We start from the raw sequence: 14468 nt of genomic DNA on the forward strand, positions 1-14468 counted from the left end.
CCTTTCATTACAAAATAGCATCCTTATAATGAGTACAATTATTTCCCCAAAACGCTATTATTATGAAATCCTCGTTAAAAACTTTCCTATATATATTTTTGGGTTTTGTGATGCTTACAAGCTGTGAAACTCAAACCGAAACGCCTGCACCAGTAGTCGCTGCCGAAACGCTTAATTTTACAAAATATATCGCTGTAGGCGGCTCAATGGTAGCTGGATATACCAATGGTGGTTTATACCGAGATGGGCAGTTGACATCTTATCCAAATCTCATTTCTCAACAAGTAGGAGCAAAATTTGAACAAGCACTTTTCCCGATGGGGCAAGAAAATGGAACGGGTTATTTGGTTACTTCGGCAACAAATACCTCTGCTCAATTTGATAAAGTTACTGAAAAAACAGGCATTATTAGCACTTCACCCCTACTTTTTTCTAAATATGCTGGCAGTATCAATAATTATGGGGTAGCCGCTTTACGAATGTCAGATATGGGGAAAACTGGTTTGGGGAATTCAAAAACGCAGGGTTTTAATCCTTATTTTGAGCGTATCTTACCTACTGGAAAGGAGGACATTAGTTACGCCGACTTTGTAAAAGAAAGTAATCCAACATTTTTTACTGCGAGTATCGGTGAGTATGATATGCTCGCTTATGCCACATCTGGTGGCAAAAATTCATTGACTGAAACTTCTGTTTTTACAATCAATTGCCAAAAACTATTTGATGCTTTGGTAGTAAATAAAGCCAAAGGAATTGTCACTAATTTACCTAATGTCCTCGATTTTCCTTTCTTAAACTTTTCTACTTTCGAGGAACTGTCCAAAAATCTTGGCGTTTCAGGTATATATATCACTACAGGCAATGGTGTTGTACGATTAGCAACTACGAATGACAGAATTTTATTAGATGCAATTCCAAATGTTGGTAAAAGCAATGCTTCTGGAGTGAAAAAAGGAGTATCTACCACTTATCCACTTAGTAATGAAGAGGTTTTAGACAAAGATGAAATCAATTCAGTTGCTTTCCGCTTGTCTGAGTTCAACGGTATTTTAAAATTAGAAGCTGAAAAAAGAGGCATCATATTACTTGACTTGAATAGTGTTTATAAGCAAATCCAAAACAACAGTTATGTTACTGGGAATAGCATAAAATTGAGTAATTCTTTGCTAACAGGTAGCTTTTTTAGCTTAGATGGTATTAACCCAACTCCACGAGGCTCGGCTGTAATTGCCAATGAAATCATTAAATCAATCAACGAAAACTACAAAAACTTTCTAAAAATCCCTATTTCTACACTTGATATTAGTAAATTTGAGGCTTTAAAAGTAAAATAATTAATCAACGTTCAATAGAATAGTCCATAGTTTATAAAATAACTATCATCAATTAGCTATTTTCTATTGATTCAGTCAAAATGACTATTTGAAAAGCGAAGCCTAAAAAGAATGAAAATATCCATTGTTACTGCTGCTTTTAATTCTGCGGCTACTATCAAAGACACCATTGAAAGTGTCCTTTCGCAAGATTACCCAAATATTGAGTATATTGTTGCCGATGGGGGTTCAAAAGACGGTACTGTAGAAATTTTGAAGTCGTACGGTGATCAAATCAAATGGATTTCAGAAAAAGACAGTGGTATATATGATGCCATGAACAAAGGAGTAAAAATGGCAACAGGTGATGCCATAGGAGTTGTAGGTTCTGATGATTTTTACCCAGATAATCAAGCAATTAGTAAAGTTGTAAAAGCTTTCAATGAATCAAAAGCCGATTCTGTTTATGGAGATTTACACTATGTTGATGCCGTGAATACCAATAAAATTGTTAGAAATTGGAAATCTGGCACTTACGACAGACAACGTTTTCTAAATGGTTGGATGCCTCCACATACCGCATTTTTCTTGAAAAAATCTGCTTATGACACCTACGGTTTATATGATACCACTTACAGATCAGCGGGTGATTATGAATTAATGCTAAGGATGCTATATAAACACCATGTATCATCTTTCTATATTCCTGAAGTATTGATGAAAATGCGAATAGGTGGCGATAGTAATAGTTCAATCAAAGGCCGTATAAAAGCCAATCGAGAAGATTTGAGAGCTTGGGTAATCAATGGTTTGAAACCCCGTTGGTACACCATTTATGCCAAGCCAATTTCAAAGATTTTTCAGTGGTTTGTTTGAAAATAGTGCTGAGTAAAAACTTGTAACTTATTTTTAACTAATTGCAATAATCTTCTGCACTTTTCCTCTAAAATCGAAAGTATCACCCGCCAATTTTCCTGCAATTGCCTGACCAATAGGTGATTGCGGAGAAATAACCATGACATTTTTACCTTCAAATTCAACTGAACCAACACCTATTGTTACAAAAAAATGACCCATAGTTGTTTCTACTAATGCTCCCAAAGCAACTTTTGAAAAAACTGTTGTCGTGTCTATTTTTTCAAGTAATTGACGCTCTTGCTGTGCTTGCTCATACATTCGACCATTCATTTCTCTGTCAAGTTGTCCCATAGCTCTTGCTGTTTCATATTTATCGCCAGCCGAGCTTTTGCCTTCTTCATTGGCGGAGTTTTTTGCGGCCTCCATCGCTTGCCAAGAAGTATCCATTCGTTTTTCGATGAGCAATTTTATTTTTTCTAAAAGTTGTGATTTCATGAATATAATGAGAGAATAATAGCATCGTAATTAAGACAAAAAATAATGAGTGAATGAAAAACCTTCATTCACTCATTATGCACAGAAATATTATTCTTCTCCCAAAAATGGATATTTATAATCAGTCGGAGAAACAAATGTTTCTTTGATTGTGCGAGGCTGTACCCAACGGAAAAGATTCAAAATCGAACCAGCTTTATCATTTGTACCAGAAGCTCTTGCTCCACCAAAAGGTTGTTGTCCAACTACTGCTCCTGTTGGTTTATCATTGATATAAAAATTCCCAGCAGAGTTAACTAACTTCTTCATCGCCAAATCAATCGCATATCTATCTTGCGAAAAAATTGCCCCAGTAAGAGCGTAAGGAGAAGTAGCATCAACTAATTCGAGTGTTTTTTCAAAGTCTTTTGGCTCATAAACGTAAATGGTTAAAACTGGACCAAAAATCTCTTCGCACATGGTTATATAATTGGGGTCGCTTGTCAGCAAAACGGTAGGCTCAATAAAGTAACCTTTTGATTTATCATAATTTCCACCTGCAATGACCGTTATTTTATCACTTTTCTTTGCATTATCTATGTACCCTGCAATTTTATCGAATGATTTTTCATCAATGACTGCATTCACAAAGTTTGAAAAATCTTCGGTGCCGCCTATTGTTATTTCTTTCAAATCTGAAATAATTTGCTCTTTCACAGCTTCCCAAAGATTGGATGGAATATAAGCACGTGAGGCTGCCGAACATTTTTGTCCTTGGTATTCAAATGCTCCACGCACTAAACCTGTAGCCAAAGCCTTCACATCAGCTGATTCATGAGCCATTACGAAGTCTTTTCCACCTGTTTCGCCCACAATTCGTGGATAAGTTTTGTATTTTGAAATATTTTCTCCGATTGTTTGCCAAATTGTCTGGAAAACCTTGGTGCTTCCAGTAAAATGAATTCCTGCGAAATCTGGATGCTTAAAAATTACATCACCCGCCACTGGGCCATCAACATAAATCAGATTAATCACACCATCTGGCAAGCCTGCTTCTCGCAAGACTTCCATAATTACATTGGCCGAATAAATTTGAGGATAAGCAGGTTTCCAAACAGTCACATTGCCCATCATGGCCACACAGGCAGGAAGATTTCCTGCGATGGCTGTAAAATTAAAAGGCGTCAAGGCAAATACAAATCCTTCAAGCGGACGGTATTCCACACGATTCCATAAACCACGTACTGACTCTGGTTGATTAGTATAGATTTGTTGCATAAATGCCACATTGAAACGCAGAAAATCTATAAACTCACAAGCAGCATCAATTTCTGCTTGATAAGCATTTTTTGACTGCCCCAACATGGTAGCTGCATTGATTTTTGCTCGATATGGACCTGCCAATAAGTCGGCAGCTTTTAAAAAAATACTGGCACGCTGTTCCCAAGAAAGATTTGCCCAAGTAGTACGAGCTTCTAAGGCTGCATCAATGGCTTGTTTTACATGTGAAGCATCGCCTTCACTGGCATATCCCAAAATATGTTGGTGGTCATGCGGAGGCGAAAGTTTGATTTTATTATCGGTATGTACCAGTTCGCTGCCAATATACATAGGCACTTCAATAACCTTTGAACGAGCTTCGACAATTGCTTTTTTGAGAGCAATTTTTTCAGCAGAACCTGCTGCATAATTCAAAACAGGCTCATTAATTGGCGTTGGTACTTTAAAAAAGGCATTATTCATTGTTGATGAAAGTTTTGGTGATTCTCAAGAGCGAAATTACTGAAAAATATTTGAATCAAGATTTTATGAAGTGATTTATTACTTCATAAAATCCTACAAAAGGTGCATATACTTGGCTCAATAACATTAATCTGATTTTTTAATATTCTACATGCTATTACAACATTTTCTTGAGTATCAATTTATGATAAAGAAGATTTTGGATGAGAACTTCCATTAAAAAATGCAGAATACATACTTTAGATGCTGTACACATACATTTTTTGTGACCTAAACAAACTTTAAATGTCCAACAAAAAAAGTTTGTACTGAAAAATTATATTATTCCATGAAATCATTATTTATATCAGTCTATAACAAGAAGAAAGTGAAGGTGGATTCAAACAATATCGTGTATTTACAGGCTCAAATAAACTATACAAAAATATTTTTGATTGACGAAACTTCAATATTAGTAGCAAAAACCCTAAAATCATTTGAAAGAGAATTTCAGGGACAAGATTTTTATAGTTTTTATCGCTCAAATAAAACTTTTATTGTCAATTTAGATAAGATTCAAAACGTTGAAGAAATCGATAATGTACTACAAATACAATTAAGTAATAGTATTAAAGTATCTGTATCAAGGCGAAAAAGGAAAGCGTTTATATCAAACTTTAGGAAATCCACTTCCCGAGAGATTCTTATGAAACAAAAATCAATTTAATACTTGATTGATAGTATTCATCATGATGTTTTTTATCAAGAATTCACCAAATAAAATCCAATAATCTTTCATTATTAATACTTTTAGCTAGATTTAGTCATGTAATAGCACATGTTTTAAGCATTCCTCCACGGTTAACTCATGATTAAATTTCACAAACTTCCACTTCTACAAATAATATTCTGAATCTACTTGTAATCGAAAAGCAATCTTGAATAATCATATATTGGTTTGATATATAATACGGCTACTTCAGCTATGCGTCCCTCTTTTATAGAGGTTGTTGTGGGAATCAGTAAAACCCTATCCATTTATATTCATTTCAATCTTATAGTCTCTTGGACTTTTGCCTTTGAGTTGTTTAAATGTTTTATTAAAATGTGAAATATTATTAAAACCTACCTCAAAACAAATATCGGCGATAGGCATATTTTCAAATAATAAACGGCATGCCTGATTGATTCGGAATTCATTGACAAAATCAGTGTAAGTGATATGTGATATTTTTTTAAAATAACGACAAAAAGACGGAACAGTAAGATTAGCAATATCAGCAACCGCCTGAATATCAATGCTTTGCTTATAATTAAGCTCAACATACTCATAAACTTTATTGATACGATCTTCGTCTTTATGGCTAAAATCAAAACGTACATTATCAGAGTTTAATATTGAATATTCTTTGGTAGTGGCAAGGATTTGAAAAATATTCAGCAATTCAACAAGTCGCTCAAAATGTGAAAGTTGTAACATCTTTTGAAGTTTATTTGCTACCAGTTTTTGTGCTTTTCCATGAAAAGAAAGTCCTTGCTTAGCGATTTCAAAAAGTTCTCTAATATGCTGCATTTCTGGTTTTTGCAGAAAATCTTCTCCTAAAAAATCTTTACGAAGTTGAACCACAATTTCTTCATGTTCGCCAATAACACCATAGCCAAAACCGGTATGAGGTAAATCTGGGCCAATAAAAACCAATTCACCTTGTTCGTAGTTAGTCAGATGCTCGCCAATATGCAATTTTCCTGACCCTTTTTTTACAAATACAATTTCGTATTCTGGGTGATAATGCCAAAAAAAACGGTCATTTTCTGACTTCCAATGAATCAGTCGAAATGAGCTACCAGTATCGGGAGAGATTTTTTCGTATTCAACTTTCATGCTTTATTACCATTATACATGAAGCAAATGTATGTAAAATGTTAATGAAGCACAAGTATTTGGTAATTATGGAATAGTTTTTTTACAAAAAATACCCCAATTTTGCACAAGAAAAAAAGTTGATTACCTTTCTGAGACAATCAGAAATACTTTTACCTATGAAGAGTTTATATGAGTGATGCTGATGGCATCGCTCATTTTTTTTATAATTCATTTAAAAATGCAATCATTTTAGCAACTGCCAAACCACGATGGCTGATTGGATTTTTTTCTTCGATACTCATTTCGGCAAATGTGCGGTCGTAGCCATCGGGGACAAAAAGTGGATCATAGCCAAATCCTTGTGAACCACGTTTTTGATGAATGATTTCTCCACGAATAATTCCTTCAAAATGATTAGCTACTCCGTTAATAATCAAAGTAATAACACTTCTAAATTGAGCTGCACGGTTTTCAATTCCTTCCATATTTTTGAGAAGTTTTATCATATTATTTTCATGATTGCCGTGTTCGCCCGCATAACGTGCCGAAAAAACACCTGGTTCACCATTTAAAGCATCTACTTCCAAACCTGAATCATCCGCTATACAATCAATCTGAAAACGTTCCCATACGTACATGGCTTTTTGTAGCGAATTGCCATCAAAAGTATCAGCGGTTTCTGGAATATCATCAAAACAGCCAATTTCATCAAGTGTTTGTAATTGAAATTTTTCGCCAAGAAGTGCTTGCAATTCTTCTACTTTATGAGCGTTGTTGGTTGCTAAACAAAGTTTCATTCTCTTATTTTACTGAATTATAAAAAATATAGGGGTTCAAAATATTGAACCCCTATATTTTTTGGTTGAAAAACTAAATTACATCGTAGAAAACCAAATAACATGACCATTTCTTAAAGCATCCAAATCTAATTGAACTGGACGCAAGCTCATTCGACACATAACTGCATCTTTGGTTTCCACATCTCCATTCTCATCTGTTACGTCAATTGTAGTGTCTATACACTCATCGCCAGCAAGTTCTATGGTATTATCCCATTCATTTTCATCATATCCAAGCCAAACGATAGAATCCAAATCGTCAGTATAATATAGTGAATAAAGCATCCAAGTATTTCCGTCGCTTGTGACAGCATACATTGAATTAAAATAATGTTCTTCGGTAATGTCGGTTGGAGTAGTTTCCATTGTAGTTAGGTTGGTATAAAAGTTATAAATGTAAAAAAAGCAAACAAAACTATTGTTCGTGAACGCACGCACAAAACGCCCAATCTCCTCATAATAAATTTATTACACTTACACCATCATTCCCTCTTTCATCTTCTCAGCATTATCGGCAATACGTAATTGCTCAATAAACCCACCTATTTCGCCTTCCATTACCGTTGGTAAATTATAAACTGTATAACCGATACGATGGTCAGTTACACGGCTTTGTGCATAATTGTAAGTTCGTATTTTGTCTGAACGGTCACCTTTTCCAACCAAACCTTTGCGTTCGGCCGCAATGGCATCATTATGTTTTGTCATTTCCATTTCATACAATCTTGAACGCAAAACCGATAAAGCCTTTTCACGGTTTTTGATTTGTGAACGCTCATCTTGACAAGAAACAGTAATCCCACTTGGAAGATGTACCATTCTAACAGCTGAGTAAGTTGTATTGACTGACTGGCCACCTGCACCAGACGAACAGAAGGTATCAATTCTGACATCATTCATGTTGATAGTCAAATCGACCTCGTCAGCTTCAGGTAAGGCAGCTACTGATGCAGCCGAAGTATGCACACGACCTTGAGATTCTGTTGCTGGTACACGTTGTACACGATGTACACCCGACTCATATTTTAGTTTCCCGTAAACATCATCCCCTTCTACTTGTACTACAATTTCTTTGTAACCACCCGCAGTTCCTTCATTATGGTCAAGTAAAGTCATTGACCAACCTGGCTGTTTTTCGATAAAACGTTGGTACATTCTGAACAAATCTCCAGCAAAAATTGATGCTTCATCACCACCTGTTCCTGCTCGAATTTCGAGGATTACATTTTTGCTATCATTTGGGTCTTTCGGAATCAACATTTCCTTCAAGATTGCTTCTAATTCATCACGCTGAGGCAACAAAGAATCTAGTTCTTCTTTTGCCATCTCACGCAAATCTTCGTCTTTCTCATTGGCAATAATATCTTTTGCCCCTTCTACATTTGAGAGTACATTTTTGTAAACTTTCAACTGGTTTACAATTTTCTCTAAGTCTTTGTACTCTTTGCTCAAACGAGTAAATTTCGTCATATCCGATACTATTTCTGGCATCGTCATTTGTTGTGAAACTTCCTCAAATCGCTCTTTTATAGCTTCTAATTGCTCTAACATGGTTGTATTTATATGTAGAATGAAAATGCTTTTCAGTCCATTTTCATGTAACAAATCATCTATAAATAATGATTTTTATCTATTTTTCGTTCCCTTTTTTTATAAAACCTGTAAGGTTTTTATTAACCCTTGCAGGTTTTGCAACCTTATTTCTTACATTGAGCAAAAACTGCTTGATTTAACTTAATATAAGCATCATCTCCTGCTTTTTTTGCTAACTCCATTGATTTTTCGGCATTTGGTAAAGCTACCACACAATTATTTTGCTTAGCAGCAATGCGTGCCACCAACTGATAATTCCAATATTCTTTCTCTTTTTCTAAAACTTTTGTTGCCCAAGCTAAAGCTTCATCAAGCTTGATACCTTTTTGAAAATAATAGTCAGCCGCTGCAAAATACGTATCTGTTGTAGCATCTGGTTTTGCTGTTTTTTCGGCAATTTCTGCCATTATTTTATCTTCAACTTTTTGTTCAATCCTAAATCTTACTTCTGTATTTTCCCATTTAATAGATAAATAGGCCGTTGTTGGTGTAAATTCGACAAAATCAATGGTCATTTTTTCGGCAAACTCTTGAGGTTGAATTGGCTGAACGTTAAAGCGAATAACGTCTTTATTGATGTCATACCCATAAGCACCCCATTGTTTATCATCACGATTTAGGATAATTGTCCATTCGCTTTTTCCGGGAATTGTATAAAGACCATAGCTACCTGCTTTCATCGTTGCTCCATTGACCAAAACTTCATCATCAAACTTGATTGAAGTGATTTTATTGGCACCAGTTCTCCAAACTTTTCCATAAGGCACTAAATCTCCAAAAATCTTGCGACCTTTTACCGATGGGCGACTATAATCAACGGTAATTTTAGTCAATCCAAGCGTTTGCGAAAGTGTAGCAGACGGACTGGCAGCGGGTGTATTTATCTGAGCAAAACTTTTGAACGATATAAAAGCAAAAGTTATAAGTAGTTTTAGTACAATGCGATTCATTTTAATGATGTTTGGTGTGTTAGTATTTTGATGTAAAGTTAAGACTTATCTTTCGTTGGAGTGATGTTTTAACATAGAATTTTATCAATAAAAGGCTTTTATAGGTAAAATCAGTATTTGTTTATGTAAAACAAATCTCCCTTAGTTGCTGTTCAGTAATAAGTTTATACAATCAAAATCTTTTTAAAATACAATTTAATCTATAAATTGCTTAAAAAAACAACCCTGTTACGCTATGTTTAACTTGTCAACTATTTTGGAGCATCACGCTCGCAATTCTCCTCATAAAGAAGCATTGATTTTTGCTGATAAACGCATCACATTCAGCCAATTGGATGCGGCAAGTAATCAAATTGCCAATGGTCTGAAAAATCTGGGTATCAGTCATGGCGATAAAGTTGCTTTGACTTGCCCAAATTTACCATATTTCCCAATGATATATTTTGGCATCCTGAAAACTGGAGCAAGTGTTGTTCCTCTGAGTGTTTTGTTGAAACGACACGAAATTGCCTATCATTTGCAAGATTCTGATGCAAAAGCCTATTTTTGCTTTGTTGGCACACCCGAAATGCCAATGGGACAAGAAGGAAATGCAGGTTTTGAAATGACTGACTCTTGCGAACATTTCTTTATGATTACCCCCTCTCCTACTGATGCTTCGCCTATTGAAGGTACAAAAACAATGGGCATGTTGATGGCGGGTCAATCTCCTAAGTTTCAAAGCTATTTTACTTCGCCTGATGATACAGCCGTCATTATTTATACTTCTGGCACAACAGGTCGCCCAAAAGGTGCTGAACTCACACACTCAAATCTTTTCTTGAATGCTAATTTGAGCAAAGATTTGCAAGGTTTAGAGTTTAATGACAGAACGATGTTGGTACTCCCACTTTTCCATATTTTCGGGCAAACAGTTTGTATGCTTGCCAGTATTTTTCGAGGAGCAACAGCCGTACTGGTTCCAAGATTCGATGCCGAAATGGTACTGACTTTGCTTCAAAATGAAAAAATCACGCATTTTGCTGGTGTACCAACGATGTATTGGGGGCTTTTGAGTTATCCAAACATAGAAAAATTTGATTTAAAAGCGATTAAAAGTTCACTAAGACTCTGTTTATCAGGAGGAGCGGCTTTGCCAGTTCAAGTTTTAAAGGATTTTGAAGCAAAATTTGAAGTGGCAATTTTAGAAGGTTATGGCATGTCGGAAGGCTCGCCAGTGGTAACTTTTAATCACCCTGACCGAGTAAGGAAACCTGGCTCAGTTGGTACACCTGTTTGGGGTGTAGAAGTGTGTATTATGGATGAAAATGGTAACGAACTTGGGTCAAATGAAAAGGGAGAAATCTGTTATCGTGGACATAATGTAATGAAAGGTTATTACAAACGCCCAGATGCTACGGCCGAAAGTATCAAGAATGGTTGGTTACATTCTGGCGATATTGGCATTAGAGACGATGATGGTTATTATTTCATCGTTGATCGCACAAAAGATATGATTATTCGTGGTGGCTATAACGTCTATCCACGAGAAGTGGAAGAAATAATGATTCAACATTCAGCGATTTCGATGGTAGCAGTAATTGGCGTACCAAGTGATGAATATGGCGAAGAAATAAAAGCTTGTGTAGTGCTGAAACCCGAATCGACAATTTCTGAAAAAGAATTAATTGCTTGGACAAAAGAGCGAATAGCTTCTTATAAATATCCTCGTGAAATCGAATTTATGGCCTCCCTTCCGATGGGTGCTTCGGGGAAGATTTTGAAGCGAGAGTTGAGGAAATAAAACCCCACCCCTTGCCCCTCCCCGATGGAGAGGGGTAAAGAGTTTTTTTACCCTCCCCATCGGGGAGGGTTGGGAGGGGTTAATCAATATTTAAACGGCTTTCCACCAGCCATTACTTCTTGCGTTTTCTCATCGAAAGTAACTTTCAAACCTGTACGGTAAGCGGCAGTTGCCATGATATTAGCGATTGAGTGCGAATAACCTGCTTCAATTGGAGCATTTGGTGTTTTACGACTACGTACACATTCCATCCAGTTTTTGATGTGATTGAATGTCAATGGGTCGCCACCTGTATTGGCATCGGTTGCTACTTTATCTCCTTGTAAAGTTAATTTTGGCAATAAATTCGCCTTCATTCCCATTGTTTTGGCATGGCTTTCTGTCAAACCACCCGTTGGAGAAATCTCGTTTGTGTCCAAATTGATCATACCACCATTTGAGTAGTATAATTCTTTTGTTTCACCTGCCGAGTTTGAAAAACGAGAAGTAAACTGAACTTGGAAGCCCGAGGTCGGGTCATTAGCTGGGCCGTAATCGAATACAACTGTCATGGTATCGGCATTGGTACGACCATCTTTCCATTGGTAGATTCCTCCATTGGCAACAGCACTTCTTGGATGAGCAAGACCGCTAAACCAGTGAACTGTATCAATTTGGTGACTCATCCATTGTCCAGGAATACCTGACGAATAAGGCCAGAAAAGACGATATTCCAAATATTTTCGTGGGTCGAATGCTTCAAAAGGGCGATTTAACAAATAACGTTTCCAATCAATATCTGCTTCTTTCAAATCTTTCACTAATTCTGGTCTTCTCCAACGCTCAGGTTGATTTACATTCCACATCAATTCAACCATTACAATTGGCCCGAATTTACCTGACTTGATGAAATCTTCAGCAGCAAAATAATTAGAACCACTACGGCGTTGCGAACCAATTTGTACAATTTTCTTTGTATCTTTCACAGCTTTCAAAACTGCACGAGCATCCGACATTGTTTCTGCCAATGGTTTTTCTGCATATACATCACAACCAGCTTTTACAGCTTCAACTGTGTGCATCGCATGTTGAAAATCGGCTGTACTCATAAATACCGCATCAACCATTTTAGCATCATACAATTCTTCGTTATTTCTGAATGCTTTTACATCTACGTCTAATTGTTTTTTGTAGAATGCTTTAGCTTCATCACGACGGCGGCTCCATAAATCAGAAACAGCTACCAGTTCAAAGTTCATGCCTTTGGCAAGTTCTTTAAAGGGTCCTACATGAGATGCACGGTGACGGTCAGAAAAACCGATTGTTCCAACACGTACACGGTCGTTTGCACCGATAATTTTGTTATAACTTTTTGCTGAAAAACTGCCTGACGATTTTCCGAAAGCAGAACCTCCGACGGCTACGCCAGCACCAGCAATGACCGATTTGATAATAAAATCTCTACGAGTTGTCATAGTTTTATATTGATTGAATTTTATTGACGGATACTATTTTACTTAATCTCTCTAATTTTTATATTCTTAAACGACACATTATTACCGTGATCTTGAAGTAAGATATTTCCTTTATCACCTGCTCCAAAACCGTTGTAATCTTTGTATTTGCTACGAGCAACCAAAGCATTAAAAATATTACTTTTACGTTCGTATTCAACTACTTTAAAGCCATTGAGCCAATGTTGAACGATATTATTTGGATAAACAATGACACGACCTTGGTTCCAATCTCCGATTTTTTTGATGAAACGTCTGTCCATTTTTAAATCTTTGTCAATTTTATACGAAGGAATTAAATCATATAAACTTGCCAATGTACGATTGCCTACTGCTCCCATTTTTGCATCGGGATGTTTTTCATCATCAAGTACTTGAAATTCAAGTCCAACGCCTGATTTTCCACCCGAATCGAAGGCTTCATTGACAAAGTATTTTACGCCTGAGTTTGCACCTTCCGTAAGTTTGAACTCAAAAACAAGCTCAAATGCACCATATTGGTCATTTGTCACAATATCATTGCCTGTTTCTGAACCATCTGATGGGCTAACATTGATAGTTCCATCAATCACACTCCAATGCTTTTTGGGCATCTCAGTGCCATGTACTGCACGCCAGCCAGTAAAATCTTTACCATTGAAAAGCATTTTAAAACCTTGTGCTTTTTCTTGCTCTGAGAGATTATTCAGTACTAAATTCACTACTGGACAATTATCCGTTGGACTTGGCTTGAGGTTTTCTGTTTGAATTTTAATGTTTTTCCAATGAATTTTCATGCCTTCTTTCATTTCGCCATAAATCGCATGAACTTGAAGTGCAATAAAACCCTTGGCAGTCATGTCATCTATCAAATGAGCAGTCGGAACGCCATTGATGAAAGTACGAAGTGTATTTCCGATAGCTTCGATGCGATACTTATTCCATTGACCAACAGGCTTGAAGGCTTTCTTCCCTTCTGGATTAATATTTGGAATATACAACCAATCACGTCGTGCTTCATCATAAATTGCCCCAGACCAAGCTCTTGGAGATGGGTCAACTTCCATTTGGTAGCCATGTACACGGCCATTCTGATAATCAGGTTTTGATAAGCTACGAAACTGTACGCCACCATTCATAGCGTCATCGAGCTTGAGGTCAAGTTCGAGAATAAAATCACCATATTCTTGTTCAGTTGCTAAGAAAGAGTTAGGGGAGTCTTTTACGGTTGTACCAACAATTTCACCATTAATTACCTCATATTTTGCCTTCCCGTTGAGTTGTTTCCAGCCTTTTAGGTCTTTACCATTGAATAAATTAGTCCACTTTTGAGCGAAAACTATTTGTGAATGAGCAAATGATAGAATAATAGAATATACAATAATAAGTGTTTTTTTCATGCTTTTGTAGAGTTGAATAATAATTCAAAATTAGTCATTAAACGAATACCAATCTAATATCTATTTAACTAAAAATATTAAAATTTTGATATTTAATTGACCAAAAGTTATTTATCAGAGTCAAAATTACGATTCATTCAAAAAAAGCTTTTCTTAAATTTATATAAAAGCTCTTGATGAACTATTAAAGTTGAATATTG

General features: G+C 36.1%; 13 protein-coding genes. 4 read left to right on the plus strand and 9 right to left on the minus strand.

All coding sequences use genetic code 11. The annotated features are described in order from the left end of the window. Positions 1–62 precede the first annotated feature (62 nt). Both ACQUQZ_RS20665 and ACQUQZ_RS20670 read left to right on the plus strand, forming a co-directional pair. Positions 63–1334, plus strand: coding sequence for a hypothetical protein (locus tag ACQUQZ_RS20665; RefSeq protein ID WP_435356988.1), 1272 nt, complete (start codon positions 63–65; stop codon positions 1332–1334). A gap of 111 nt (positions 1335–1445) precedes the next feature. Next, the gene (locus ACQUQZ_RS20670; RefSeq protein WP_435356990.1) at positions 1446–2189 is read left to right on the plus strand and encodes a glycosyltransferase family 2 protein; all 744 of its coding nucleotides are present in this window, start codon (positions 1446–1448) and stop codon (positions 2187–2189) included. A gap of 33 nt (positions 2190–2222) precedes the next feature. On the opposite strand, the gene ACQUQZ_RS20675 is transcribed toward ACQUQZ_RS20670, so the two are convergent. Both ACQUQZ_RS20675 and pruA read right to left on the minus strand, forming a co-directional pair. After that, on the minus strand, positions 2223–2666 hold the full coding sequence (locus tag ACQUQZ_RS20675; RefSeq protein ID WP_435356991.1) for a transcription elongation factor: 444 nt from the start codon (positions 2664–2666) through the stop codon (positions 2223–2225). Positions 2667–2756: 90 nt separating this feature from the next. Then, positions 2757–4388, minus strand: coding sequence for an L-glutamate gamma-semialdehyde dehydrogenase (pruA, locus tag ACQUQZ_RS20680; RefSeq protein WP_435356993.1), 1632 nt, complete (start codon positions 4386–4388; stop codon positions 2757–2759). A 328-nt stretch (positions 4389–4716) separates the two neighbouring features. Between pruA and ACQUQZ_RS20685 the strand changes: the two genes are divergently transcribed. Then, positions 4717–5094, plus strand: a complete 378-nt coding sequence (locus tag ACQUQZ_RS20685) for a LytR/AlgR family response regulator transcription factor (RefSeq protein ID WP_435356994.1) — start codon at positions 4717–4719, stop codon at positions 5092–5094. 303 nt (positions 5095–5397) lie between these two features. Here the strand turns inward: ACQUQZ_RS20685 and ACQUQZ_RS20690 are convergent, their stop codons facing one another. From ACQUQZ_RS20690 to ACQUQZ_RS20710, 5 genes are all read right to left on the minus strand, one after another. Continuing rightward, positions 5398–6249, minus strand: a complete 852-nt coding sequence (locus tag ACQUQZ_RS20690) for an AraC family transcriptional regulator (protein WP_435356995.1) — start codon at positions 6247–6249, stop codon at positions 5398–5400. A gap of 203 nt (positions 6250–6452) precedes the next feature. Next, positions 6453–7028 (minus strand): non-canonical purine NTP diphosphatase, encoded by a 576-nt coding sequence (locus tag ACQUQZ_RS20695; RefSeq protein WP_435356996.1) that lies wholly within the window; start codon positions 7026–7028, stop codon positions 6453–6455. Between the two features lie 78 nt (positions 7029–7106). Further along, entirely contained in the window at positions 7107–7436 is a 330-nt protein-coding gene (locus ACQUQZ_RS20700; RefSeq protein ID WP_435356997.1) for a hypothetical protein, read from the minus strand. Between the two features lie 108 nt (positions 7437–7544). Then, entirely contained in the window at positions 7545–8621 is a 1077-nt protein-coding gene (prfA, locus tag ACQUQZ_RS20705; RefSeq protein ID WP_435356998.1) for a peptide chain release factor 1, read from the minus strand. Positions 8622–8767: 146 nt separating this feature from the next. Beyond that, on the minus strand, positions 8768–9613 hold the full coding sequence (locus tag ACQUQZ_RS20710) for a DUF2911 domain-containing protein (protein ID WP_435356999.1): 846 nt from the start codon (positions 9611–9613) through the stop codon (positions 8768–8770). A 235-nt stretch (positions 9614–9848) separates the two neighbouring features. Here ACQUQZ_RS20710 and ACQUQZ_RS20715 point away from each other — a divergent pair, with 235 nt between their 5' ends. Then, a complete protein-coding gene (locus ACQUQZ_RS20715) occupies positions 9849–11396 on the plus strand; it encodes a long-chain-fatty-acid--CoA ligase (RefSeq protein ID WP_435357000.1) in 1548 nt (515 codons plus the stop codon). Between the two features lie 83 nt (positions 11397–11479). Here ACQUQZ_RS20715 and ACQUQZ_RS20720 read toward each other — a convergent pair whose 3' ends face one another. Together ACQUQZ_RS20720 and ACQUQZ_RS20725 are read right to left on the minus strand one after the other, a co-directional pair. Continuing rightward, positions 11480–12850, minus strand: a complete 1371-nt coding sequence (locus tag ACQUQZ_RS20720; protein WP_435357001.1) for a Gfo/Idh/MocA family protein — start codon at positions 12848–12850, stop codon at positions 11480–11482. A 38-nt stretch (positions 12851–12888) separates the two neighbouring features. Further along, positions 12889–14268, minus strand: a complete 1380-nt coding sequence (locus tag ACQUQZ_RS20725; protein ID WP_435357002.1) for a 3-keto-disaccharide hydrolase — start codon at positions 14266–14268, stop codon at positions 12889–12891. Positions 14269–14468: the final 200 nt, after the last annotated feature.

This window comes from Emticicia sp. SJ17W-69, assembly GCF_051209875.1.
Lineage (GTDB): Bacteria > Bacteroidota > Bacteroidia > Cytophagales > Spirosomataceae > Emticicia.